The organism is Acidovorax kalamii (genome assembly GCF_002245625.1).
Taxonomy (GTDB): Bacteria; Pseudomonadota; Gammaproteobacteria; order Burkholderiales; family Burkholderiaceae_C; genus Acidovorax; species Acidovorax kalamii.
Map to the genome: position 1 here is coordinate 186,104 of NZ_NOIG01000004.1, position 22,010 is coordinate 208,113.

At 66.4% G+C, this 22,010-nt stretch carries 22 protein-coding genes; 20 read left to right on the forward strand and 2 right to left on the reverse strand.

From position 1 onward, the window contains the following. Window positions 1–35: 35 nt before the first annotated feature. From CBY09_RS03945 to nudB, 8 genes are all read left to right on the forward strand, one after another. Entirely contained in the window at window positions 36–650 is a 615-nt protein-coding gene (locus CBY09_RS03945; protein ID WP_094286629.1) for a hypothetical protein, read from the forward strand. After that, window positions 647–2,212 carry a ubiquinone biosynthesis regulatory protein kinase UbiB gene (ubiB, locus tag CBY09_RS03950; RefSeq protein WP_094286631.1) on the forward strand — a complete coding sequence of 522 codons (1,566 nt, stop codon included), beginning with the start codon at window positions 647–649 and terminating at the stop codon, window positions 2,210–2,212. Before CBY09_RS03945 ends, ubiB begins: the two co-directional genes overlap by 4 nt. A 214-nt stretch (window positions 2,213–2,426) precedes the next feature. Then, window positions 2,427–3,878, forward strand: coding sequence for a high affinity choline transporter 1 (locus tag CBY09_RS03955; protein WP_094286633.1), 1,452 nt, complete (start codon window positions 2,427–2,429; stop codon window positions 3,876–3,878). 91 nt (window positions 3,879–3,969) lie between these two features. Then, window positions 3,970–4,311, forward strand: a complete 342-nt coding sequence (locus CBY09_RS03960) for an FmdB family zinc ribbon protein (protein WP_094286635.1) — start codon at window positions 3,970–3,972, stop codon at window positions 4,309–4,311. 8 nt (window positions 4,312–4,319) lie between these two features. Beyond that, window positions 4,320–4,943, forward strand: coding sequence for a DUF502 domain-containing protein (locus CBY09_RS03965; protein WP_094286637.1), 624 nt, complete (start codon window positions 4,320–4,322; stop codon window positions 4,941–4,943). A 41-nt stretch (window positions 4,944–4,984) separates the two neighbouring features. Beyond that, window positions 4,985–6,802, forward strand: coding sequence for an aspartate--tRNA ligase (gene aspS / locus CBY09_RS03970; protein ID WP_094286639.1), 1,818 nt, complete (start codon window positions 4,985–4,987; stop codon window positions 6,800–6,802). Window positions 6,803–6,938: 136 nt separating this feature from the next. Further along, entirely contained in the window at window positions 6,939–7,748 is an 810-nt protein-coding gene (locus CBY09_RS03975; RefSeq protein ID WP_094286641.1) for a CsgG/HfaB family protein, read from the forward strand. A 15-nt stretch (window positions 7,749–7,763) separates the two neighbouring features. Further along, window positions 7,764–8,222, forward strand: coding sequence for a dihydroneopterin triphosphate diphosphatase (nudB, locus tag CBY09_RS03980; RefSeq protein WP_094286643.1), 459 nt, complete (start codon window positions 7,764–7,766; stop codon window positions 8,220–8,222). Window positions 8,223–8,259: 37 nt separating this feature from the next. Here the strand turns inward: nudB and CBY09_RS03985 are convergent, their stop codons facing one another. After that, window positions 8,260–9,165, reverse strand: a complete 906-nt coding sequence (locus CBY09_RS03985; RefSeq protein ID WP_094286645.1) for a LysR family transcriptional regulator — start codon at window positions 9,163–9,165, stop codon at window positions 8,260–8,262. Window positions 9,166–9,317: 152 nt separating this feature from the next. Here CBY09_RS03985 and CBY09_RS03990 point away from each other — a divergent pair, with 152 nt between their 5' ends. From CBY09_RS03990 to hpaH, 5 genes are read left to right on the forward strand one after another with little or no spacing between them, the layout of a single operon-like run. Then, entirely contained in the window at window positions 9,318–10,793 is a 1,476-nt protein-coding gene (locus CBY09_RS03990) for an aldehyde dehydrogenase family protein (RefSeq protein ID WP_094286647.1), read from the forward strand. Between the two features lie 25 nt (window positions 10,794–10,818). Continuing rightward, the gene (locus tag CBY09_RS03995; RefSeq protein WP_094286649.1) at window positions 10,819–11,718 is read left to right on the forward strand and encodes a DODA-type extradiol aromatic ring-opening family dioxygenase; all 900 of its coding nucleotides are present in this window, start codon (window positions 10,819–10,821) and stop codon (window positions 11,716–11,718) included. Beyond that, entirely contained in the window at window positions 11,715–12,659 is a 945-nt protein-coding gene (locus CBY09_RS04000) for a fumarylacetoacetate hydrolase family protein (RefSeq protein WP_094286651.1), read from the forward strand. Before CBY09_RS03995 ends, CBY09_RS04000 begins: the two co-directional genes overlap by 4 nt. Before the next feature lie 27 nt (window positions 12,660–12,686). After that, a complete protein-coding gene (locus CBY09_RS04005) occupies window positions 12,687–13,682 on the forward strand; it encodes a Bug family tripartite tricarboxylate transporter substrate binding protein (protein ID WP_094286653.1) in 996 nt (331 codons plus the stop codon). Window positions 13,683–13,692: 10 nt separating this feature from the next. Beyond that, window positions 13,693–14,508, forward strand: coding sequence for a 2-oxo-hept-4-ene-1,7-dioate hydratase (gene hpaH / locus CBY09_RS04010; RefSeq protein ID WP_094286655.1), 816 nt, complete (start codon window positions 13,693–13,695; stop codon window positions 14,506–14,508). 43 nt (window positions 14,509–14,551) lie between these two features. Here the strand turns inward: hpaH and CBY09_RS04015 are convergent, their stop codons facing one another. Then, on the reverse strand, window positions 14,552–16,321 hold the full coding sequence (locus tag CBY09_RS04015) for a response regulator (RefSeq protein ID WP_094286657.1): 1,770 nt from the start codon (window positions 16,319–16,321) through the stop codon (window positions 14,552–14,554). A gap of 116 nt (window positions 16,322–16,437) precedes the next feature. On the opposite strand from CBY09_RS04015, the gene CBY09_RS04020 reads away from it, so the two are divergent. From CBY09_RS04020 to CBY09_RS04050, 7 genes are all read left to right on the forward strand, one after another. Continuing rightward, on the forward strand, window positions 16,438–17,175 hold the full coding sequence (locus CBY09_RS04020) for an endonuclease/exonuclease/phosphatase family protein (protein WP_094286659.1): 738 nt from the start codon (window positions 16,438–16,440) through the stop codon (window positions 17,173–17,175). A 4-nt stretch (window positions 17,176–17,179) separates the two neighbouring features. Beyond that, a complete protein-coding gene (gene clsB / locus CBY09_RS04025; protein ID WP_205734086.1) occupies window positions 17,180–18,418 on the forward strand; it encodes a cardiolipin synthase ClsB in 1,239 nt (412 codons plus the stop codon). Between the two features lie 200 nt (window positions 18,419–18,618). Then, the gene (folE, locus tag CBY09_RS04030; RefSeq protein WP_094286678.1) at window positions 18,619–19,347 is read left to right on the forward strand and encodes a GTP cyclohydrolase I; all 729 of its coding nucleotides are present in this window, start codon (window positions 18,619–18,621) and stop codon (window positions 19,345–19,347) included. Between the two features lie 3 nt (window positions 19,348–19,350). Further along, entirely contained in the window at window positions 19,351–19,773 is a 423-nt protein-coding gene (locus CBY09_RS04035; protein WP_063459884.1) for a BLUF domain-containing protein, read from the forward strand. A gap of 198 nt (window positions 19,774–19,971) precedes the next feature. Then, window positions 19,972–20,853 carry a DMT family transporter gene (locus tag CBY09_RS04040; protein WP_094286680.1) on the forward strand — a complete coding sequence of 294 codons (882 nt, stop codon included), beginning with the start codon at window positions 19,972–19,974 and terminating at the stop codon, window positions 20,851–20,853. Then, window positions 20,850–21,698, forward strand: a complete 849-nt coding sequence (locus CBY09_RS04045) for a DUF429 domain-containing protein (protein ID WP_094286682.1) — start codon at window positions 20,850–20,852, stop codon at window positions 21,696–21,698. Before CBY09_RS04040 ends, CBY09_RS04045 begins: the two co-directional genes overlap by 4 nt. A gap of 84 nt (window positions 21,699–21,782) precedes the next feature. Then, a complete protein-coding gene (locus CBY09_RS04050) occupies window positions 21,783–22,001 on the forward strand; it encodes a hypothetical protein (protein ID WP_094287976.1) in 219 nt (72 codons plus the stop codon). Window positions 22,002–22,010 lie beyond the last annotated feature (9 nt).

The following is a 22,010-nucleotide window of genomic DNA, read 5'->3' on the forward strand; positions in this document are numbered from 1 at the left end:
AAGGGGCTTTCCAGTTCAGGGAATAATCGGGGACTATGGCAACACCACAGTCCCCTTTCTCTTTTCTGGACGGCCTTTTCGAGCGCGTGGCCGCCGGTCCGCAACCCCCGCAATGGCTTGTGCATGAGGTGCAGCAGCGTCTGGTGCTGTTCCTCAACCATGTGCTGATGCAGGAACAGGAAGCCATGGACCGCCTGGTGCGGCAAAAGGGCCGCGTCGCCCGCGTGCAGTGGCGGGTGTACTCGCTGGCGCTGGTCATCACGCCTGCGGGCCTGTTCAACCTGGCCCCTGAGACGGCTGCGCCGGATCTGCAGTTGCACGTCACCGAAACCTCCCCCTTCACCCTGGCCCAGGGCGCATTGCGCGGCGACAAGCCTGTCATCCGCATCGAAGGCGATGTGCAGCTGGCGGCCGAGATCAACTGGCTGGTGGACCATGTGCGCTGGGATGTCGAGGAAGACCTGGCCCGCGTGATCGGTGATGCACCCGCCCACACCGTGGCCCAGGTGGCCAGCCGTGGCGCGCAGGCCCTGCGCCAGTTTGTGGGGGCGCGCATGGCCGCAGGCGCTGCGGCATCGGCCCCATCCGCTCCGCTGGCTCCGGCCGCTTACCCATCGCCGCAGGCTGGCGCCGACCGGGCCGACGCATGAAGCGGTTTTTGCGGGGGGTGGCCATCCTCTGGGTGGTTTTCCGGTACGGCCTGGATGGCCTGGTGCTCGACAGTTTCCAGAAGCCCTGGTTGCGGATGATTTCCCGCGTGGTGTCGATCGGGCGCAATCTGGACGCCCCGCGGGGTCAGCGCCTGCGCGAGGCTCTGGAGCGTCTGGGGCCCATTTTTGTGAAATTCGGCCAGGTGCTGTCCACCCGGCGCGACCTGCTGCCCGCTGACATCGCCGACGAACTGGCCCGCCTGCAGGACCGCGTCCCGCCGTTTGACCCCGATGTGGCCATGGCCACCATCGAGCGCGCCTTCCGCAGGCCGGTGGACGAGGTGTTCACCTCGTTCGACCGCACGCCTGTGGCCAGTGCCTCCATCGCCCAGGTGCATTTCGCCACGCTGCGCGACCGCCAGGGGGTGGAGCGCGAGGTGGCGGTCAAGGTGCTGCGCCCTGGCATGCTGCCCGTGATCGAGAAGGACCTCAGCCTGATGCGCATGATGGCAGGCTGGGTGGAAAACCTGTCGGCCGACGGCAAGCGCCTCAAGCCCCGCGAGGTGGTGGCCGAGTTCGACAACTACCTGCACGACGAGCTGGACCTGGTGCGCGAGGCCGCCAACGCCGCGCAGCTGCGCCGCAACATGCAGGGGCTGGACCTGGTGCTGATCCCCGAGATCTTCTGGGACTTCTGCCACGCCGAGGTGATGGTGATGCAGCGCATGAACGGCGTGCCCATCAGCCAGATCGACCGCCTGCGCGAAGCGGGAGTGGACATCCCCAAGCTGGCGCGCGACGGCGTGACCATCTTTTTCACCCAGGTGTTTCGCGATGGGTTCTTCCATGCGGACATGCACCCGGGCAACATCCAGGTCAGCCTGGACCCTGCCACCTTTGGGCGCTACATCTCGCTGGACTTTGGCATCGTGGGCACGCTCACGGAAGTGGACAAGGAGTACCTGGCGCAGAACTTCGTGGCCTTCTTCCGGCGCGACTACAAGCGCGTGGCCGAGTTGCACATCGAAAGCGGCTGGGTGCCGCCAGAGACGCGGGTGAATGACCTCGAATCGGCCATCCGCGCGGTGTGCGAGCCGTACTTCGACCGCCCGCTCAAGGAAATTTCGCTGGGCATGGTGCTGATGCGCCTGTTCCAAACGTCGCGCCGCTTTCATGTCGAGATCCAGCCCCAGCTGGTGCTGCTCCAAAAAACCCTGCTCAACATCGAGGGCCTGGGCCGCGAGCTGGACCCGGAGCTGGACCTGTGGAGCACCGCCAAGCCCTTCCTCGAAAAATGGATGCTGGAGCAGATGGGCCCGCAGCGCCTGTGGCGCGAGCTGCGCGCTGAGGCGCCGCACTACGCCAAGCTGATCCCCGAACTGCCGCGCCTGGTCTATGACGCACTGCGGCAGCGCCCGGCAGACCAGCAGCAGGTGCTGCGCGAGCTGCTGGATGCGCAAAAGCGCACCAACCGGCTGCTGCAGTCCATCATTTATGGCGGGGTCGGGTTTGTGCTGGGCCTGCTGGCCATGCAGCTTTTCATGCGGATACGGGTCTTCTAAGAGCCTGTTTACGATCTTGCGGGGGACCCCTGGGAGATCGCAAACAGGCTCTACGGCACAAAAGTTGCCTTCATAATCCGCAGCAACTTTTGTTACGAATTTGGAGAAGGGGCCAGAACCCCTCGGTCTTCCCGGTACAGCCGCGCGGCCGCACGATGTGCTCGCTGCGTGTCCTGTTTATTTCGCAACCCCCTTGGAGCTTCGGAGCGGCACCATGCTGTTGTCTTTCATCGTTCTGTATCTGCTGATTTCGATTGGTGTGGGCCTGTATGCCGCGACCCGCGTGCACAACACGGCCGACTATGCGGTGGCGGGGCGCAGCCTGCCCCTGGCGGTGGTGATCGCCACCACGTTTGCGACCTGGTTTGGATCGGAGACCGTGCTGGGGGTGTCGGCCCGCTTTGTCAGCGGAAACCTGGGGGCGGTGGTCGAAGATCCCTTCGGCGCATCCATGTGTCTGGTGCTGGTGGGGTTCTTTTTTGCCTACAAGCTCTACCAGAAGAACCTGATCACGCTGGGCGATTACTACCGCCAGCGCTACGGGCGGGTGATCGAGGTGGCCTGCTCGGCCATCATCATGTTCAGCTACCTGGGCTGGGTGGCGGCGCAGATCACCGCCCTGGGCCTGGTCTTCAACCTGCTCACGCAGGGGGCCGTGTCGGTCACCATGGGCATGGTCATCGGCACGTTGGTGGTGCTGATTTACACGCTGTATGGCGGCATGTGGTCTGTGGCCATGACGGACTTTGTGCAGATGATCGTGATTGGCGTGGGGCTGCTGGCCATTGCCTGGTTTGCTGCCGACCTGGCCGGTGGCGCGGGCAAGGTGGTGGAGTACGCCGCCCGCGAAGGCAAGTTCCAGTTCTTCCCGAGCGGGGGGCTCAAGGAGTGGACCTTCTTCATTGCCGCCGCCATCACCATGATGCTGGGCTCCATCCCGCAGCAGGACGTGTTCCAGCGCGTGATGTCCTCCAACAGTGCCGAAACTGCGCGTAAAGGCCCCGTGATTGGCGGCGTGCTGTACCTGCTGTTTGCGTTCATCCCCATGTTTGTGGTGACGGCCGCCGTGCTGGTGATGCCCGAGACAGCGCAGACGCTGCTCAATGAAGATCCGCAGAAGGTGCTGCCTACGCTGGTGATGGAGCGCATGCCCATCATGCTGCAGGTGGCCTTTTTTGGCGCATTGCTGTCGGCCATCATGTCCACGGCGTCGGCTACCCTGCTGGCGCCCTCGACCACGTTTGTCGAGAACATCCTGCACAACCTGCGCCCCGGCATGACCGACCAGCAGACCCTCAAGGCCATGCGTATCTCGGTGCTGGTGTTTACGGCCTGTGTGCTGACCTATGCCATCACCATGCAGGGCACCTCGATCTATGAGCTGGTGTCCGGTGCCTACCAGGTGCCTTTGGTGGGCGCCTTTGTGCCGCTGGTTTTTGGCCTGTACTGGAAGCGTGCGACGACCCAGGGGGCGCTGCTTGCGGTGGCGATGGGCCTGGGGGTCTGGCTGCTGTTTGTGGCCAGTCCCATGCTGTCGGAGGCCTTCCCGCAGCAACTGGCCGGTGTGCTGGCCGCGCTGGTGGGGATGGTGGGGGGCTCTCTGGCGCCACAGTGGATCGAGGACCACAAGGGCCACGTCACCCACTACGAAGGCAGCGCCCGCTGAATGCCCCGCCCCTGTGCCCGGGGCATGGGGGTTGAGGGGTGGGCATGCCGCCTATAATTGAGGGTTTTGCACTTTCCCTCAACACACTGACATGCCTATTTACGCCTACAAATGCGGCTCCTGCGGCCATGCCAAGGATGTGCTGCAAAAAATCTCTGACGCGCCCCTCACGGTATGCCCCGCCTGCGGCGCAGAGGCCTTCTCCAAGCAGGTCACGGCGGCAGGCTTTCAGCTCAAGGGCTCGGGCTGGTATGTGACCGATTTCCGGGGTGGTAACGGGGGCAACTCTGCGCCTGCCACAGAAGCCAAGTCGGCGAGCACCTCCGAGACGGCTGCATCCGCCAGCACCAGCGATGCTCCTAAAAAAGAAGCTGCCAACCCAAGCGCATCAGGCGCCAGTGGCAGTTCTGCATCTTCTGTTTCGTCGAGCTAAGGACCGGCATGGCTGCCCTGCGCAAATGGCTGTTGACGGGTCTTCTGGTCATCGTTCCTGGTGTCATCACGGCATGGGTGCTCAACTGGATTGTGAGCACGCTCGACCAGACCCTGCAGATCCTGCCCGTCGCATGGCATCCCGACAAGTTGCTGGGTGTGCATGTGCCTGGCTTTGGTGTGGTGCTCACCCTGCTGATCCTGCTGGTGGTGGGCGCCATCGCCAGCAACTTTGCAGGCCGCAAGCTGGTGCAGTGGGGCGATGCCCTGGTGCACCGCATCCCGGTGGTGCGCTCCATCTACTCCAGCGTCAAGCAGGTGTCCGACACGCTGTTCTCCGAAAGCGGCAACGCTTTTCGCACGGCAGTTCTGGTGCAGTGGCCCCGTGAGGGCGTCTGGACGGTGGCCTTTGTCACCGGCGCCCCCAATGGCGAAGTGGCCGCCTACCTGCGTGACGAATTCGTGAGTGTGTACGTACCCACGACACCCAACCCCACGGGGGGTTACTTCGTGATGGTGCGCAAGAGCGACTGCGTCGAGCTCGAGATGAGCGTGGACGCCGCCCTCAAATACATTGTTTCGATGGGCGTGGTCGCTCCTGCAGACCCCACGCTCGTTTCCCCCAGTAAGTGAATCCCTTTTAACGCGCCACTCGGGCGCCGGAAGTTTCTGCCATGGCCATGCGTTCCCACTATTGCGGTCTTGTGACCGAAGCCCTTATGGGCCAAACCGTCACCCTCTGCGGTTGGGTGAACCGTCGCCGCGACCACGGCCAACTGATTTTTGTCGACCTGCGCGACCGCGAAGGTATCGTGCAGGTGGTGTGCGACCCCGACCTGCTCGGCGAGCAGTTCAAGCGCGCCGAAGGCATGCGCAATGAGTTCTGCATCCAGGTGAAGGGCGAGGTCAAGGCCCGTACGCCTGGGACCCTCAACGAGAAGATTTCGAGCGGCAAGGTCGAAGTATTTGCCAAGGAGCTGGAAGTCCTCAACCCGTCCGTCACGCCGCCGTTCCAGATGGACGACGAGAACCTGTCGGAAACCACACGCCTCACGCACCGTGTGATGGACCTGCGCCGCCCTCACATGCAGCGCAACATGATGCTGCGCTACAAGACCGCCATCCAGGTGCGCAACTTCCTGGACAAGGAAGGCTTCATCGACATCGAAACCCCCATGCTGGGCAAGAGTACGCCCGAAGGCGCGCGCGACTACCTCGTGCCCAGCCGCGTGCACGACGGCCAGTTCTTCGCGCTGCCCCAGTCGCCCCAGCTCTACAAGCAGATGCTGATGGTGGCCGGCTATGACCGCTACTACCAGATCACCAAGTGCTTCCGTGACGAAGACCTGCGCGCTGACCGCCAGCCCGAGTTCACCCAGATCGACTGTGAAACCTCGTTCCTGAACGAGGAAGAGATCCGCGCCATCTTCCAGCGCATGATCACCGAGGTGTTCCAGACCCAGCTGGGAGTGGACCTGGGCGAATTCCCCATCATGACCTACCAGGAGGCGGCCTTCCGCTTCGGCTCCGACAAGCCCGACCTGCGCGTGAAGCTCGAATTCACTGAGCTGACCGAGGTGATGAAGGACGTGGAGTTCAAGGTGTTCTCCGGCGCTGCCAACATGAAGGGCGGCCGCGTGGTGGCGCTGCGCGTGCCCGGGGGCTCGGCCGAGAGCGGCGGCATCAGCCGCGGCGAGATCGACGCCTACACCGAGTTCGTGAAGATCTACGGCGCCAAGGGCCTGGCCTACATCCGCATCAACGACCTCTCCAAGGGCCGCGATGGCCTGCAGTCGCCCATTGTCAAGAACATCCATGATGCAGCGCTGGCCGAGATCCTCAAGCGCTCGGGCGCGCAGAACGGCGACCTGATCTTCTTCGGTGCCGACAAGGAAAAGATTGTCAACGACGCCATCGGCGCGCTGCGTCTAAAGATCGGCCACAGCGAATTCGGCAAGAAGGGCGGCCTGTTCGAAGACCGCTGGGCGCCGCTGTGGGTGGTGGACTTCCCCATGTTCGAGCATGACGAAGAAAACGACCGCTGGGCCGCAGTGCACCACCCCTTCACGTCGCCGAAGGATGGCCACGAAGACCTGATGGACACGGACCCGGGCAAGTGCATCGCCAAGGCCTACGACATGGTGCTCAACGGCTGGGAATTGGGTGGCGGCTCGGTGCGTATCCACCGCGCCGATGTGCAAAAGAAGGTGTTCGATGCGCTCAAGATCACGCCCGAAGACGCACAGGCCAAGTTCGGCTACCTGCTGGACGCGCTGCAATACGGCGCTCCTCCTCACGGTGGCCTGGCCTTCGGTCTGGACCGCCTGATCACGCTGATGACGGGTGCAGAGTCGATCCGCGACGTGATCGCCTTCCCCAAGACCCAGCGCGCGCAGGACCTGCTGACCCAGGCGCCTTCGCCCGTGGACGAGAAGCAGCTGCGCGAGCTGCACATCCGTCTGCGCAACCCGGACGCCATCAAGGCCGCCTGATCCGGGGCGTTTTTCGGATCTGTCGATCATTGCAGATGCGCTCTCCTGGGGCATCGCATCACAAAGCGGCACGGGCCTGGCGCCCGCGCCGCTTTTTTATTGGCCAGCCCTGGCTGGCGCTCAAAGGAAGTTCTCCATGCGTTCCCATGCGTTGCGGGCGGTTGCCGCCGCTCTGGTACTGCTGGCCCTGGCGGGCTGCGGTGAGAAGAAAACCGAACTGGGGCAGGGCGGCTCGGTGGTCACCGGCTCGGCGGGCCCCCAGGGTGCGCAGAACGCTGCCAAGGAACTGGTGCGCTGCGAAGCCCCGGTGGCCACACTGGCGCTGGCCGAGAACCCGAACGGCTACACCATGGGCTCGGGCTACCAGCTGCCGTCCTCGCCCGTGCCCCTGGTCAAGCTGCTGGCCCAGCAAAGTGGGTGCTTCCGCGTGGTGGACCGTGCGGCGGGCCTGCGCGGCACCATCCAGGAGCAGGATCTCAAGGACTCCGGCATCCTGCGCAAAAACAACTCCACGGTGACCAAGGGCAAGGGCTATGAGGCGCAGTACACGCTCACGCCCAGCCTCACCTTCAGCGAGCAGGACGCCGGGCGGGGGCTCGCTGGCGTGATCGCCATGATCCCGGTGCTGCGTGACATCGCCGGTCTGGCCGGGCTGGTGGAGCAGGTCAAGTTCAAGGAGGCGCAGACGGCGCTGCTGCTGTCCGACAACGAAACCACCGAACAGGTGGCGGCCGCGACCGGCTCTGCCCGCACCACCGACCTGGGAGTGGGCGGCCTAGTGTTCGGCAAGCTGGGCGGCGCGGCGGGTGCGGGCTGGAGCAACACCAACGAAGGCAAGGTGATCGCGGCCGCCTTCCTGGACGCGCACAACCAGCTGGTGGTGCAGGTGCGTGCCCTGCAGGCCAAGGAGCTGCCGCCCCCGGTGGCCACGAAAACCAAGCCTTGACTTGCCCAGGCGGCGATGGAACAACAGCGGCCCTTCAAGATCCCCGAGTCCGTGCTGGTGGTGATCCATACCCCCGCGCTCGATGTGCTGTTGCTGCACCGTGCCGACGGTGGCAACCACTGGCAGTCGGTCACCGGCAGCAAAGACCATCTGGATGAAGCCTGGGAGGCCACGGCTGTGCGCGAGGTGCGCGAGGAAACCGGTATCGACACCAGCGGCTGCGGCGTCGTGCTCACCGATTGGTGCTTGGAGAACATCTACGACATCTGGCCGCAGTGGCGCCACCGCTATGCACCCGGCGTGGTGTTCAACCGCGAGCGGGTGTTCGGCCTGTGTGTGCCCGCCGGTACGGCGGTGGTGCTGAGCCCGCGTGAGCATGTGGCGTTCGAGTGGCTGCCCTGGCGTGAGGCAGCCGACCGCTGTTTTTCCGCTTCCAATGCCGAGGCTTGCCTCTTGTTGCCGCGCTTTGTTTGAAGTGCTGCGGCTGCGGGCTGGCCGATGGGGCTACGACTCACTGCTGCTTTGCCAGCACCTTGACCAAATGTTCGGCAAACCCCTCGGCGGCTGGTGAGGTGGCGCGCTGCGTGGGGCTGTAAAGGCACACATAGCGCATAGCTTCAGGCGCAAGAATGCGCCTCCGCACCAGGCCCAGGGGCTTGGCCAGCGCGCCCACATAGTCAGGGGCCAGTGTGGCCGTCACGTCGGCCGCTGCCAGGCCCAGCGCGGTGGAGATGTTGTCCACGATCTCCACCGGTGTCACGCGCTGCTCGCTGGGCAGGCCGGTGTGCATCTGGGCCACGCTGCGTTCGTGGTCGCGCCCGGCGGCCACCAGCGGGTGGGCGTGCAGCTGGGCCCAGGTCACGCTGCGCTGGCGCGCCAGCGGGTGGGTGGGGGCGCACCACAGCACCCAGGGGCTCTGGAACAAGGGCGTGCGTGCGATGTCTTCGCCGCAGGCGCGGTCCGGCCCGAGTGCCAGGTCGGCGTCGCCGCTGGCCACGGCGTCCACCAGTTTCTCCACCGGCGCATCGCGGATGTGGATGCGCACCTTGGGCCGCGTCTGTTGGTAGGCCTTGATGGCGCGGGGCAGGATCACGCTGGCCACCACCAGGGGGGCCGCAATGCGCACCACCCCGGCCGCACGGTTGCGTACATCGCTCGCGGCCGTCTGCGCTATGCGCAGGTGCTTGAGCACCGATTCGGCCGATGCGAGGAACTCGCGCCCCGCGCTGGTGATGCCCACCCGGCGCGTGCTGCGCTCGAACAGCTTGAAGTCCAGCACATCCTCCAGCTCGCCCACCAGCTGGCTCACCGCCGACGGCGTGAGCGCCAGCCGGTCGGCGGCGGCCGTGAAGCTGCGCATCTCGGCCACAGTGACGAAGGCTTCGAGTTGGCGCAGCGTGAAATGGGGCAGGGACATGGGGGGAGATCGCGGTGGTGTCATTCATTAGATCATCTTCACAATCCGTAAGAAAGCATTGATTGTGGTCAGGCAAGGGGCTACAGATACTCCGCGACGACAGGGGGCAGGCAACTCGACCCCTTTGCTTTGTTGTCTGACCGGAGAACCCCGTGAGCACCGAGACCCTGAACGTCGCCGGCATTGCCGTATCGCCCCACCACTACATCGACGGCCAGCGCGTGGCGTCCGACATGCGCTTCGATCTGCACTCGCCCATCGACCAGGCGCTGCTGGGCCGCATCAGCGAAGGCTCGCCCGCGCATGTGGACGCAGCCGTCAGCGCAGCGGCGCGCGCCTTTCCCGCCTGGAGTGCGCTCACGGCGGCCGAGCGCAAACCTTATCTGGACCGCTTTGCCGCCGAGATCGGAAAGCGCGCCGAGGCCTTCTGCGCGCTCGAATCCAACGATGCGGGCGTGCTGCTCTCGCGCATGAAGCATGGCGTGGTGCCGCGCGCCATGCTCAACATCACCTGGTTCGCCGAGCATGCGCTGACCCTGCAGGACCGCCCCATCGAGACCGAGCAGGCCACCCACATCGTGCGCCACGACCCGGCCGGCGTGGTCGCCATCATCACGCCCTGGAACGCGCCGCTGATGCTGGCCACCTGGAAGCTGGGCCCGGCCCTCGCTGCTGGCAACTGCGTCATCGTCAAGCCGCCGGAATGGGCGCCTCTCACCAGCAGCCTGCTGGCCGATTGCGCGCACGCGGCCGGTCTGCCGCCCGGGGTGTTCAACATTGTGCAGGGCGCAGGCGCCAGCACCGGTGCGCGCCTGGTCAGCGATCCGCGCCTGGCGCGCATCTCGTTCACCGGCTCGGTGCCCACGGCCAAGTGGATCGCCCAGTCGGCCGGCGCCAACCTCGTGCCCTGCAGCCTGGAGCTGGGCGGCAAGTCGGCCTTCATCGTGCTGGAGGATGCCGACATTGACAATGCCGCAGCCACTGGCGCACTCATGTACCGCAACGCCGGCCAGGTGTGCCTGGCGGGCACGCGCTTCCTGGTGCACCGCAAGGTGCACGATGCCTTCGTGGCGGCGCTGCGTGGCTACGTAGAGAAGCTCACCGTGGGCGATCCGCGCGAGGAGGCCACCGAGGTCGGCCCCATCATCCACCCGCGCCAGGTCGAGCGCGTGCACGGCTTCGTGCAGCGCGCCGTGGCCGATGGCGCCACGCTGCTCTGGGGCGGCGCGCACCACCCCTTCGGCGCGCAGTACTACCAGCCCACGCTGCTCACTGGCGTGCGCCAGGACTGCGAGATCGTGCAGAACGAGGTCTTCGGCCCGGTGCTCACGCTGCAGGCCTTCGACAGCGACGAGGAGGCCATCGCCCTGGCCAATGGCACGGACTACGGCCTGGGCGGCGTGTGCTACGGCGCCACGGAACACGCCAGCGCCGTGGCGCAGCAGGTGCGCACCGGCTTCATCTGGGTCAACAGCTTCGGCATCCGCGACCTGGCCGCGCCGTTCGGTGGCATCAAGCGCAGCGGCGTGGGCCGCGAGGGCGGGGACTGGAGCTTTGAGTTCTTCTGCGACATCAAGGACGTTGTGATCCCCAAGAAGCCCTTCCGCGCCAGCTTCAGCCACCGCTAAACCATATCCAGAGGAAACACACACCATGGGAAGCATCGTTGGCGCCGCCATCGTCTCGCACCACCCCGGCCTGATGCAGTGCGAGGAATTCCGCGTGCTGCAGGGCGCGGGGGCCGACTCGGACCTCATCCCCGGCTACGCGCGCCTGCGCGAGCGCATCGAAAAAGCCCGGCCCGACGTGGCGATCATCTTCGACTCGCACTGGTTCACCACGGGCTACCACCTGGTGGACGGGGCGCCGCGCTACCAGGGCACCTACATCTCGGACGAGATGCCCTGGTACCTGCATGGCGTGCCTTACGACTACCGGGGCCACCCGGACCTGGCCCTGGCCATCGAGGCCGTCTCGCGCGAACAGAAGGGCTACAACCGGGTCATCAACCACCCCGACCTGGGCAAGCAGTACGCCACCATCAACCTGGTCAAGCAACTGCGCCTGGAGCGCAGCGACACGCCCGTGGTCACCGTGAGCTCGTGCCAGAACTGCGACTGGCGCCACTTCCTGAAATCGGGCGAGGCGATTGCCGAAGCCGTGCGCCGCAGCGACCTGCGCGTGTTGCTGCTGGCCTCGGGCGCGCTCAGCCACAAGTTCAACCCCATCGACTGGAAGCCCAAGCACCCGCGCATCTTCCACGAGAGCAATGTCTCGCGCCCCGAGAACATCGTGAGCGACAAGGGCGCCATCGCGCTCATGGAGCAGGGCCGGCACGACATGGTGCTGGACCGCTGGCAGGACGAGTACCGCAAGATGCCCTGGGAGGCCTTCGGCGCCCACTACCTGCAGATGCTGGGCGCCATGGGCGGGGCCAACTGCCGGGCGCGGGGCGTGGCCCTGTCGGAGTACGAGAACGCACGCGGCACGGGCAATGTACACATGTGGTTCGATGGTGGATCGAGCGAAGCAACGGCAAAGGTGGCGGCATGAACTTCGAATTCCCGATCACCGAACTGCCCGCCGTGATGCGCGGCCCGCGCGTCGAGCGCCGCCGTGTGCTGGCGGGCGGCAGCGCCTGCTGGGGCACCATCGTGGAAGAGGGGGCGCAGCGGGGCCTGTTGCGCCTGGACGATGGCCGCGTGATCGATCCGGCGTGCGTGCAGCACCTGCCGCCCGTTTCGCCCAGCAAGGTCATCGCCGTGCACATCTCGTACAGCTCGCGCAGTTTTGAGACGCGCAATCAGCCCAAGCCCACCGAGACACCGACCTACTTCACCAAGCCGCCGACCTCGGTCAACGGCCATGGCTGCGAGATCCACAAGCCCGCCGACAGCCAGTACCTGAACTACGAGGGCGAGTACGCCGTGGTCATCGGCAAGACCTGCCGCAACGTGCTGCCCGACGAGGCCTGGGACTACATCGAGGGCTTCTGCCCTGCGCTCGACATGGGCCTGCAGAACTACCGCGACACCGACCAGGGCAGCATGCTGCGCGTGAAGGGAGCGGACACGCTGCTGCCCATCGGCCCGGGCATCGTGCGCGGCGTGAGCCTGTTCGAGCAGACGCTGCGCACCTACCGCAACGGCCTGGTGGTGCAGGAGGCGCACATCGGCGACGAGACCATCTGGGGCCCGCACTACGTGGTGGCCGACATTGCGCGCCACATCACCCTGGTGCCGGGCGACGTGATCCTCATGGGCACGCCCTGCCATTCACGCTCCGTGGACCCGGGCGATCGGGTGGAGTGCGAGATCACCGGCCTGGGTCGCCTGGCGGGCACGGTGGTCGCCATCGCCGCGCCGCGCGCCTCGGCCTTGGGCGTGGGCCACCAGCCCACCGACAGCCCCGAGGTGCGGCGCGTGGCCTGTGGCTTCGACGAGCGCGTGCCCGAGCACCTCAAGGCCAACTACCGGCAGGCCGCAAAGAAGTAACCCACAACCACTAACAGGAGACAAACCATGATCCCTTCCACATCCCTGTCGCGCCGCGACGCTCTGCAATGGGCCCTGGCCAGTGCGGCGGGCGGCACGCCATTCCTGGCCCAGGCCCAGGCGCTGGAGACCGTGAAGATCCTGGCGGGCTTTGCTGCGGGTGGCACGGTGGACACGCTGGCGCGGCGCGTGGCGACGCAGATCACGGGCGGCTATGCCAAGTCCGCCGTGGTGGAGAACAAGACCGGTGCGGGCGGGCAGATCGCCATCACCACGCTCAAGGCCGCCCCGGCCGACGGCGCCACGCTGCTGGTCACGCCCATGTCCATGCTGGGCATCTACCCCCATACCTACAAGAAGCTTCCCTACGACCCCGTGGCCGACGTGACCCCGGTCTCGCTGGGCGTGGTGTTCGACATGGGCTTTGCCGTGGGCCCGCAGGTGCCCGCCTCGGTCAAGACCGTGCCCGAGTTCCTCGATTGGTGCAAGGCCAACCCCACGGGCGCCAACTTCGGCTCGCCCGCGCCGGGCTCGGTGCCCCACTTTGTGGGCGAGCTGATCAGCCGTGCGGGCAAGGTGGACATGCGCCACGTGGGCTTCCGTGGCTCTCAGCCCGCCATCCTGGACCTGCTGGGTGGGCAGATCGCGGCCGTCTCGGCACCGGTGGGCGAATTTTTGCCGCACCTCTCGGGCGGCAAGTTGCGTGTGCTTGCTACCTCAGGTGCCACGCGCAACAGGTTCGTGCCGGGCGTCGGTACTCTGGTCGAACAGGGCTTGCAGGACATGGTCTATGGCGAGTGGTTCGGTTTTTTCCTGCCGGGCAAGGCGTCTGCCGAGGTGGTGCAAAAGGCCAATGCTTCCATCCGCACGGCACTGGCCGACAAGGATGTGGTCGCCGGGTTGGCCGCCATGGGGCTGGAGGCGCGCTCGTCGAGCCCCGCCGAGCTGGCGGCTCTGCTCAAGGCCGATGGGGACAAGTGGGGGCCCATCGTCAAGGCCATTGGCTTCACCGCCGAATCCTGAGGGTGCCCCGATGCTTGACGACCCACTGATCCAGCAACTGGCCAGCGAACTGCACCAGGCCGAGAAGACCCGCGTGCAGGTGGAGCATTTCTCCAAGCGCCACCCCGGCATGACGGTGCAGGATGGCTATGCCATCTCGCGCGCCTGGGTGGCGATGAAGATCGCGGAGGGGCGCACGGTGCGCGGCCACAAGATCGGCCTGACCTCGCGCGCCATGCAGGTGGCCAGCCAGATCACCGAGCCCGACTTCGGTACCCTGCTGGACGACATGTTCTTTGCCGAGGGCGGCGACATCCCCATGCAGCGCTTCATCCTGCCGCGCGTGGAGGTGGAGCTGGCCTTCGTGCTCAACAAGCCGCTGCGCGGCGAGCCGGGGCGGCCCCCGGTGAGCATCTTCGATGTGCTGGCCGCCACCGAGTATGTGGTGCCTGCGATCGAGATCATCGACGCGCGTATCGAGCAGCACGACCGCCACACGGGCGTGATGCGCAAGGTCTTCGACACCATCTCCGACAACGCGGCCAATGCGGGCATCGTCACCGGCGGGCGCCCCGTGCGGCCCGATGCGGTGGACCTGCGCTGGTGCGGCGCGCTGCTCTACAAGAACGGGGTGATCGAGGAGTCGGGCCTGGCGGCCGCCGTGCTCAACCACCCCGCCACGGGCGTGGCCTGGCTGGCCAACAAGCTCGCGCCGTATGGCGAGGGGCTGGCGGCCGGAGAGGTGGTGCTGGGGGGCTCGTTCACGCGGCCCGTGGCGGCTGCAGCGGGCGACACTTTCCATGCGGACTACGGGCCGCTGGGCAACATCGCGTTCCGGTTCGTTTGACTGGATTGGTGGGCGTGCGCCGCACGTGGAGGTTGGTGTGGCCTCAGGGGCGCAGACGGAGCTTGTCTGCGGCGCTGCCGGGCTCGGTGCCTTCATGCTCCCCTGCGTCATCACTGCCATTGGCGCTGCCGCCTGCGGGGGGCACGGGAGGTGCAGCCGGTGCGCCTTCCACGGCATTGCGTGAACGGATGGCCACCCCTCCGGGGCGCCGCTCGTTGTCCTGTCCCAAGATGGCCCGTGCGGGGGCATTGCCAATGCGCAGGCGCAGCGCATCAATGGCCTCCTGCAGCGGCTCGGGCGATGCAATGCGCGCGCCGTGCCGCAGCAGCACCTGCTGCGACAGGTCCAGCAGCTTCGAATTGAGGGTGGTGGCAGCCTGCTGCAACAGGTTCTGCACGGCGCCTGCGGGGTCGCCCGACAGGCTCTGGGCCATGGCGACTTCGGCGGCCTTGTTGACCTGCTGCAGGCAGTCGCGCACCAGCACGCCATAGGGTTCGTGCAGGCTGCAGGCGTTGGCCATCAGCTCGGTCAGCCCGCGCGTGTTGGCGTAGCGCATGCCCAGGGCGCGCACCCAGCCTTCGCCCTCGGGCAACTCGATGGACGTGACGGCCAGCACCGCCAGCAGGCTGCCCAGGTTACAGGCCGCCTCGAAGTCAAAACTGGCGGTGGTGATCTCGCGGGCCATGGCGCGCACCGATTCCACCGCCTGCGAGAACTGCCGCTGCTGGATGAGCTGCAGCGCCCGCGCCACCTCGGCAAAGCGGCGGATGCGTGCGCTGTCGGAGTGCCGCTCCAGGATGCGCGCAAAGTCGGCCATGCAGCGCTCAATGCCCTTGCGGTCGTTGTCGGCGTAGTAGGCAAAGGTCAGCAGCACCAGCGACTGGTAGTCGAACAGCTTGGAGTCGATCCCCAGCACCACGGCCCGGGCCAGCACCTTGGTGGCGGTCTCTCGGTCGCCCATGTAGTACGACATCATCCCCAGCTTCTGCAGCCGCACCACCGAGTCGGGCGTGAGCGTGCTGGCGGTGCGGTAGGTCTCGATGGCCTGCGCGAAGTTGCCCAGCTCCACCTGGGCGCGGCCGAGCACGTCGTAGGCATCGGCAAACGATGCGTCTTCGCCGATCAGCTCTTGCAAGGTGGTGATGGCACGCGCTGCCTGGCCCGACTCGATCTGCGCGCGCGCCACCCCCAGCTTGGCCCAGGGCAGGGCGCGTGCGGCAATCACGGCCTCGAACAGCGTGCGCGCCTCATCGTGCCGGCCCAGGCGCAGCAGCAGCTCCGAGCCAATGCGCGCGGCGTACAGCCAGTAGGGCTTGCGCGCTTCGAAGCGCTCCACGCACAGCGCGGCTGCCTGCTCGAAGTCTTCGGCCTCGATGGCGTCGAAGATGGGCTTGAGGTGCACCTTGCGCAGGCGTGCCAGGCTCAGGCGCTCGAACAGTGCGCTGGGCGTGAAGGGCTTGAGCAGGTAACCATCCAGCGCCGATTCGGCGGCCTCGGCCACGGCGGCATAGGACGCCTCGGCCGTGACCATAAAAAACACGGTGGAAAACGGCAGCAGCTGTGCGCGCCGCAGGTCGTCCAGCAGGGTCTGGCCCGAGTAATTGGCATCGCCAAAAAACTGGTCGCACAGCACGTAGTCAAACACCGTGTGCTCCAGCCGACTGCGTGCGTCCTGCACACGCGAGCACTGCACGATGCGGGTCACGCCGTATTCGCGCAATTGCCCCACCAGGATGCTGCGTGACGTGGCATTGCTGTCCACAATCAGCGCCTGAACCTGTGGGGGGACGGGTTGTCGGTTCTCTGTGGCCATGGGCTGAACTGGCCTGTATGTGGTGTGAAGGAGACAACCCCAGTGTACCGGCCCATGGCGGCCCGTGGGTGTCGGGCAAACCCGCTGCCCGCGTGGCTTGCGACACAATTGGGACCATGCAACACGACGACATCCTGCGGGTAGCCACCTACAACATCCACAAGGGTGTGCAAGGCATCGGTCCCGCGCGGCGGCTGGAGATTCACAACCTGGGCTTGGCGGTGGAGCAGCTGGATGCCGACATCGTCTGCCTGCAGGAGGTGCGCAAGCTGCACCGGCGCGAGGCGGCCTACTTTCAGCGCTGGCCCGATGTGCCCCAGGCCGAGTTCCTGGCGCCCGAGGGCTACGAGGCGGTGTACCGCACCAACGCCTTTACCAAGCATGGCGAGCATGGCAATGCGCTGCTGTCGCGCTGGCCCGTGATCGGGCACCAGCACGAAGACATCTCCGACCACCGCTTCGAGCAGCGCGGCCTGCTGCATGTCGAGGTCAACGCCCATGGCCGCAATGTGCATGTGATCGTGGTGCACCTGGGGCTCATCCCCGGCAGCCGGGTGCGGCAGATCGAACGCCTGCAGGGGTTCATCGACCGCGAGGTGCCGCCCGGCGCGCCGCTGATTGTGGCGGGCGACTTCAACGACTGGGGGCAGCAGCTCAAGCGCATGCTGGGCGGGTTTTCGCTGTACGAGTTCGAGGAACCACGCGCCTTCACCTACCCCGCGCGGCTGCCCCTGACCCAGCTGGACCATGTGTATGCCCGGGGCCTCACCCCCCTGTCGCTGCATGTGCCGCGTGGCCGCATCTGGTGGCGCATGTCCGACCACCTGCCGCTGATTGCCGAATTCCGGCTGTGAACGCGTGAAGAAGAAACCGCCCCTGGTCCGTGGCACGGAGTTCTCGGACGATCACCGCGTGCACCTGCTGCAGGGCGCCGAGGAGTTGTTTCCGGCCCTGATCGAGGCCATGGATGCCGCGCTGTCAGACATCCAGTTCGAGACCTACATTTTCGACTTCACCGGCTCGGGCGCGGCCGTGGCCGAGGCGCTGATACGTGCGGCGCAGCGGGGCGTGCGCACCCAGCTGGTGGTGGATGGCGTGGGCACGGGCGCGTTGCCCGAGGCCTGGGCCGCGCGGCTGCAGGCTGCCGGGGTGCAATACAGCGTGTACTCGCCACTGGGGCCCCTGGGCCTGCTGCTGCCCCACCGCTGGCGGCGCCTGCACCGCAAGCTGTGTGTGGTCGATGGCCGCCTGCTGTTCTGCGGCGGCATCAATGTACTGGACGATTTTCACGACCCCAACCACGGCACGCTCGATGCTCCCCGGTTTGACTTTGCCGTGCGTGCCACGGGCAGCCTGGTAGCGGCCGCGAGCGACACCATGGAGCAGCTCTGGTGGCGCATGCAGGCCGTGCGCGATGCGCGGCAGCGCCGCCTGCCCGAGGCGCTGCAGGCCTTGCGTGCAGCCAGCAAGGCCCGGCATGCGGCCGACCCGGCCACCGACTCCGGCCCGCCCATGCGCGCCGCGCTGGTGCTGCGCGACAACGTGCGCAACCGCAGCCGCATCGAAAAGGCCTACCGCCGTGCGATTGGCACCGCGCGGCACGAGATCATCATCGCCAACGCCTACTTCATGCCCGGCGGCAAGCTGCGCCGCGCGCTGGTGATGGCCGCGCGCCGGGGCGTGCGTGTGCGCCTGCTGCTGCAGGGGCGCTATGAGTACTTCATGCAGTACCACGCGGCCCGGCCGGTGTATGGCGCGCTGCTGGCGGCGGGGGTGGAGATCTACGAATACGCGCCCAGCTTTTTGCACGCCAAGGTGGCCGTGATCGACGCGCAGGGCGATCGGCCCTGGGCCACGGTGGGTTCGTCCAACCTCGACCCCCTCTCCCTGCTGCTGGCGCGTGAGGCCAATGTGGTCGTGGAAGACGGTGCCTTTGCCACCGACCTGCGCCAGCGCCTGGTGCACGCCATGCAGCACGCGGGCCGCCGCATGGACCCGGCGCGCTACGCAGGCCGGCCGCTGCGCCAGCGCGTGCTCGACCGCATTGCCTTTGGTCTGATGCGGCTGGCGCTGTGGGTGACTGGCAACCGCTATTGATAGAGGGCACAGCCCTTGAGCAGCCCTCACCCGGCTGCCCTGGCTTGGGTCGCGCCCGTTGGATGGCCGTGGATGGTGCGTAGCGCCCCGCATTGTGATGTTGCTATAAAAAATATAGCTATCAAGGTATATCCAACAGGCGCAGACGGCCTAAAACCCTTGAAATCTGCAGAGCGCGGTTCGCTGTTACGATTCCGGCCATGTCCAGCCAACCTGCCGCCGATATGACGCCCACCCCGCCGGATGACGAAGGCACGCCTGTCTCCGTGAAGATTCGCGAACGCCTTGCCGCCGCCCGCAAGCGTTTTCACGCCAACGACAACATTGCCGAGTTCATCGAGCCCGGCGAGCTGGAGAAGCTGCTTGACGAGGTCGAGGCCAAGATGCAGGGCGTGCTCGACAGCATGGTGATCAACACCGAGGGCGACCACAACACCAAGAACACCGCGCGCCGCGTGGCCAAGATGTACATCAACGAGGTGTTCAAGGGCCGCTACGTAGCGCAGCCGCCCATCACCGAGTTTCCCAACGCCGAGCACCTGAACGAGCTGATGATCGTCGGCCCCATCACCGTGCGCAGCGCCTGCAGCCACCATTTCTGCCCCGTCATCGGCAAGATCTGGATCGGCATCATGCCCAACGAGCACACCAACGTGATCGGCCTGTCGAAGTACGCGCGCCTGGTGGACTGGGTCATGGGCCGCCCCCAGATCCAGGAAGAAGCCGTGGTGCAGCTGGCCGACCTGATCATGGAAAAGACCCAGCCCGACGGCCTCGCCATCGTGATGGAAGCCAGCCACTTCTGCATGTCCTGGCGCGGCGTGCGCGAGATGGACAGCAAGATGATCAACTCCGTGATGCGTGGCGTGTTCCTCAAGGACAGCGCGCTGCGTCGCGAATTTTTGTCCCTCATCCCCGGAAAGAACTAAGCCATGTTGGTACGCCTGCTTTATGCCAGCCGCGCGGTGGACACCTCTCCCGCCGCCATCGAAGCCATCCTGACGCAGTCGCGCCAGCACAACCCGGGCTGCGGCATCACCGGGGTGCTGTGCTATGGCGGCGGCGTGTTCCTGCAGGCCATCGAAGGTGGCCGCTCGGCCGTGAGCGACCTGTACGGCCACATCCAGAAAGACCCGCGCCACAAGAATGTGGAGCTGCTGCACTACGAGGAAATCTCCGAGCGGCGTTTTGGCGGCTGGACCATGGGGCAGGTCAATCTTTCCAAGATCAACCATTCCATCCTGCTCAAGTATTCGGAGAAGCCTGAACTGGACCCGTATGCGGTGTCGGGCAAGGTGTCTTATGCGCTGCTCGAAGAGCTGATGGCCACGGCGTCGATCATTGGTCGCGCCTGAAAAGTGGGGCGCTTGGCTACTGCGCGGCCACATCTCGGGCCTGCGGTACTCGCCGCACGGGAGTGCGGCTGCGTTCCTCAACCCAGGCTGAGGCCGCTCGCTACGCCAATCACTCCCACTTTTTAACTGCTTGTACTCCAGCCGCAGCGGCCTCAAAGCGCTGCGGCTTTTTGCATTCAAGCCGCTCCATCTTTACCCGTGACCTTCACCGCCTTCGCCCTCATCATCCTCGCCGGCCTCATCCACGCGTGCTGGAACATCGTGGCCAAGAAGGCCGGGGGCGACTCGCGGTTTGCGTTCTTCACCTCGGTGATCATGATGGTCGTCTGGGCGCCGCTAGGCTGGTACCTGGGGCGCGACGCCGTGCCGCTGTGGGGCGCGGTGGAGTGGGGTTTTGTCGCCGCCAGCGGGCTGCTGCATGTGGCTTACTTCGTTATCCTGCTGCGCGGCTACCGCGTGGCCGACCTCACCGTGGTCTACCCGCTGGCGCGGGGCTCGGGGCCGCTCTTGTCGTCGCTGGTGGCCATCACGCTGCTGGGCGAGCAGATCTCTGCGCTGGGCGCTTTGGGCATCGTGGGCGTGGTGGGGGGCGTGTTTTTGATCGCGGGCGGCCCGGGCCTGCTGCGTGCCGCGCACGACCCTGCCGCGCGTGCACGGGTGCACAAGGGCATGGCCTACGGGGTGCTCACGGGGGCCTTCATTGCCAGCTACACGGTGGTCGATGGTTATGCGGTCAAGTTTTTGCTGATGTCGCCCATCCTGGTGGACTACATGGGCAACTTTGTGCGCGTGGGCCTGCTGGCGCCCGTGGTGCTGCGCGACCTGCCCATGGCCCGCACGCTGTGGCTGGCGCAGTGGCGTTTTGCCCTGGCCGTGGCGGTGGTGAGCCCCGTGGCCTATGTGCTGGTGCTGTACGCCATGCAGCAGGCGCCCCTGTCGCACGTGGCCCCGGCGCGCGAGGTGTCCATGCTGTTTGCTGCGCTGATTGGCGGGCATCTGCTGGGTGAAGGTGACCGGGTGGCGCGCATCTTTGGCGCGCTGTGCATTGCGGCAGGCGTCACGGCGTTGGCATTGGGATGACAGCTGCCGCACAACAACCCCTGCTGCTGGGCTGCGATTTCTCCAGCAGCCCCACGCGGCGCAAACCCATCGTGCTGGCGCTGGGCCAGCGCCAGGGCGCGCGCGTGGCGCTCACCGCGCTGCAGCCCTTCGACACCCTGGCCGCATTCGGCCAGTGGCTGGCGCAGCCCGGCGACTGGGTGGGCGGTTTTGACCTGCCCTTCGGCCTGCCGCGCGAGCTGGTCCAGGCGCTGGGCTGGCCCACCGATTGGCACGCCTGCATGCAGCACTACCGCAGCCTGAGCCGCGAGCAGATCCGCGCGCAGTTTGCGGCGTTTTGCGATGCGCGCCCCGTGGGCGGCAAGTTTGCCCACCGCGCCACCGACGGGCCCGCAGGCTCCAGCCCCTCAATGAAATGGGTAAACCCGCCCGTGGCCTACATGCTGCACGCGGGCCTGCCGCTTCTGCTGGACGCGGATGTGCACCTGCCTGGCCTGCGCGCAGGCGACCCCCGCCGCGTGGCGCTGGAGGCCTACCCCGGCCTGCTCGCGCGCGAGGTGCTGCAGCGGCGCAGCTACAAAAGCGACGACCGCGCCAAGCAGACCCCCGACCGCCTCATCGCCCGCAAGGACCTGGTCAACACGCTGGAACTGGGCCAGACCCGCCTGGGCCTGCGCCTCAAGCTCAGCCACGCCCAGCGCGATGCGCTGGTGCAGGACGCCAGCGGTGACAGTCTGGACGCCGTGCTGTGCCTGCTGCAGGCCGCCTGGGCCGAGCAGCGCCATGCCGAGGGCAACGCGCTCTATGGTTTGCCGCCGGGGCTCGACCCACTGGAAGGCTGGATCGTGACGGCTGAAAAGCCGTGACCGGCCATTCCACCGCTTTTCCTGGCATTGATGCGGCGCGGCCTGCGTAGCATGGAGGGACATTGCCAGATGCATTGCATGCCCATGTCTTTAGTCCCCCGCCGCTTGCTAGTCCTGGCTCTGCTGGCCCCGCTGCTGGTACAGGCCGCCCCCGCGCCCTGGTACTACTGGCGTAGCCTGGTCGATGGCCAGCGTGTGTGCGCGCAAACCTCGCCCGGCCCAGGCTGGGAACAGGACAGCGCCGCCTACGAGGGCCCTGGCTGCCAGCCGCGCCGCAAGGTACTCATCGTGCCCATGCGGTAGAGTCCGCCG

Bases quoted from the DNA above. Each gene is read 5' to 3' on its own strand.
- CBY09_RS03945 (WP_094286629.1), top strand. From the start codon at position 36: ATGGCAACACCACAGTCCCCTTTCTCTTTTCTGGACGGCCTTTTCGAG.
- aspS (WP_094286639.1), top strand. From the start codon at position 4,985: ATGGCCATGCGTTCCCACTATTGCGGTCTTGTGACCGAAGCCCTTATG.
- CBY09_RS03995 (WP_094286649.1), top strand. From the start codon at position 10,819: ATGGGAAGCATCGTTGGCGCCGCCATCGTCTCGCACCACCCCGGCCTG.
- folE (WP_094286678.1), top strand. From the start codon at position 18,619: ATGTCCAGCCAACCTGCCGCCGATATGACGCCCACCCCGCCGGATGAC.
- CBY09_RS04005 (WP_094286653.1), top strand. From the start codon at position 12,687: ATGATCCCTTCCACATCCCTGTCGCGCCGCGACGCTCTGCAATGGGCC.
- CBY09_RS04050 (WP_094287976.1), top strand. From the start codon at position 21,783: ATGTCTTTAGTCCCCCGCCGCTTGCTAGTCCTGGCTCTGCTGGCCCCG.
- hpaH (WP_094286655.1), top strand. From the start codon at position 13,693: ATGCTTGACGACCCACTGATCCAGCAACTGGCCAGCGAACTGCACCAG.
- CBY09_RS03975 (WP_094286641.1), top strand. From the start codon at position 6,939: ATGCGTTCCCATGCGTTGCGGGCGGTTGCCGCCGCTCTGGTACTGCTG.
- CBY09_RS04035 (WP_063459884.1), top strand. From the start codon at position 19,351: ATGTTGGTACGCCTGCTTTATGCCAGCCGCGCGGTGGACACCTCTCCC.
- CBY09_RS03960 (WP_094286635.1), top strand. From the start codon at position 3,970: ATGCCTATTTACGCCTACAAATGCGGCTCCTGCGGCCATGCCAAGGAT.
- CBY09_RS04045 (WP_094286682.1), top strand. From the start codon at position 20,850: ATGACAGCTGCCGCACAACAACCCCTGCTGCTGGGCTGCGATTTCTCC.
- nudB (WP_094286643.1), top strand. From the start codon at position 7,764: ATGGAACAACAGCGGCCCTTCAAGATCCCCGAGTCCGTGCTGGTGGTG.
- CBY09_RS04020 (WP_094286659.1), top strand. From the start codon at position 16,438: ATGCAACACGACGACATCCTGCGGGTAGCCACCTACAACATCCACAAG.
- ubiB (WP_094286631.1), top strand. From the start codon at position 647: ATGAAGCGGTTTTTGCGGGGGGTGGCCATCCTCTGGGTGGTTTTCCGG.
- CBY09_RS03955 (WP_094286633.1), top strand. From the start codon at position 2,427: ATGCTGTTGTCTTTCATCGTTCTGTATCTGCTGATTTCGATTGGTGTG.
- CBY09_RS04015 (WP_094286657.1), bottom strand. From the start codon at position 16,321: ATGGCCACAGAGAACCGACAACCCGTCCCCCCACAGGTTCAGGCGCTG.
- CBY09_RS04000 (WP_094286651.1), top strand. From the start codon at position 11,715: ATGAACTTCGAATTCCCGATCACCGAACTGCCCGCCGTGATGCGCGGC.
- CBY09_RS03965 (WP_094286637.1), top strand. From the start codon at position 4,320: ATGGCTGCCCTGCGCAAATGGCTGTTGACGGGTCTTCTGGTCATCGTT.
- CBY09_RS03985 (WP_094286645.1), bottom strand. From the start codon at position 9,165: ATGTCCCTGCCCCATTTCACGCTGCGCCAACTCGAAGCCTTCGTCACT.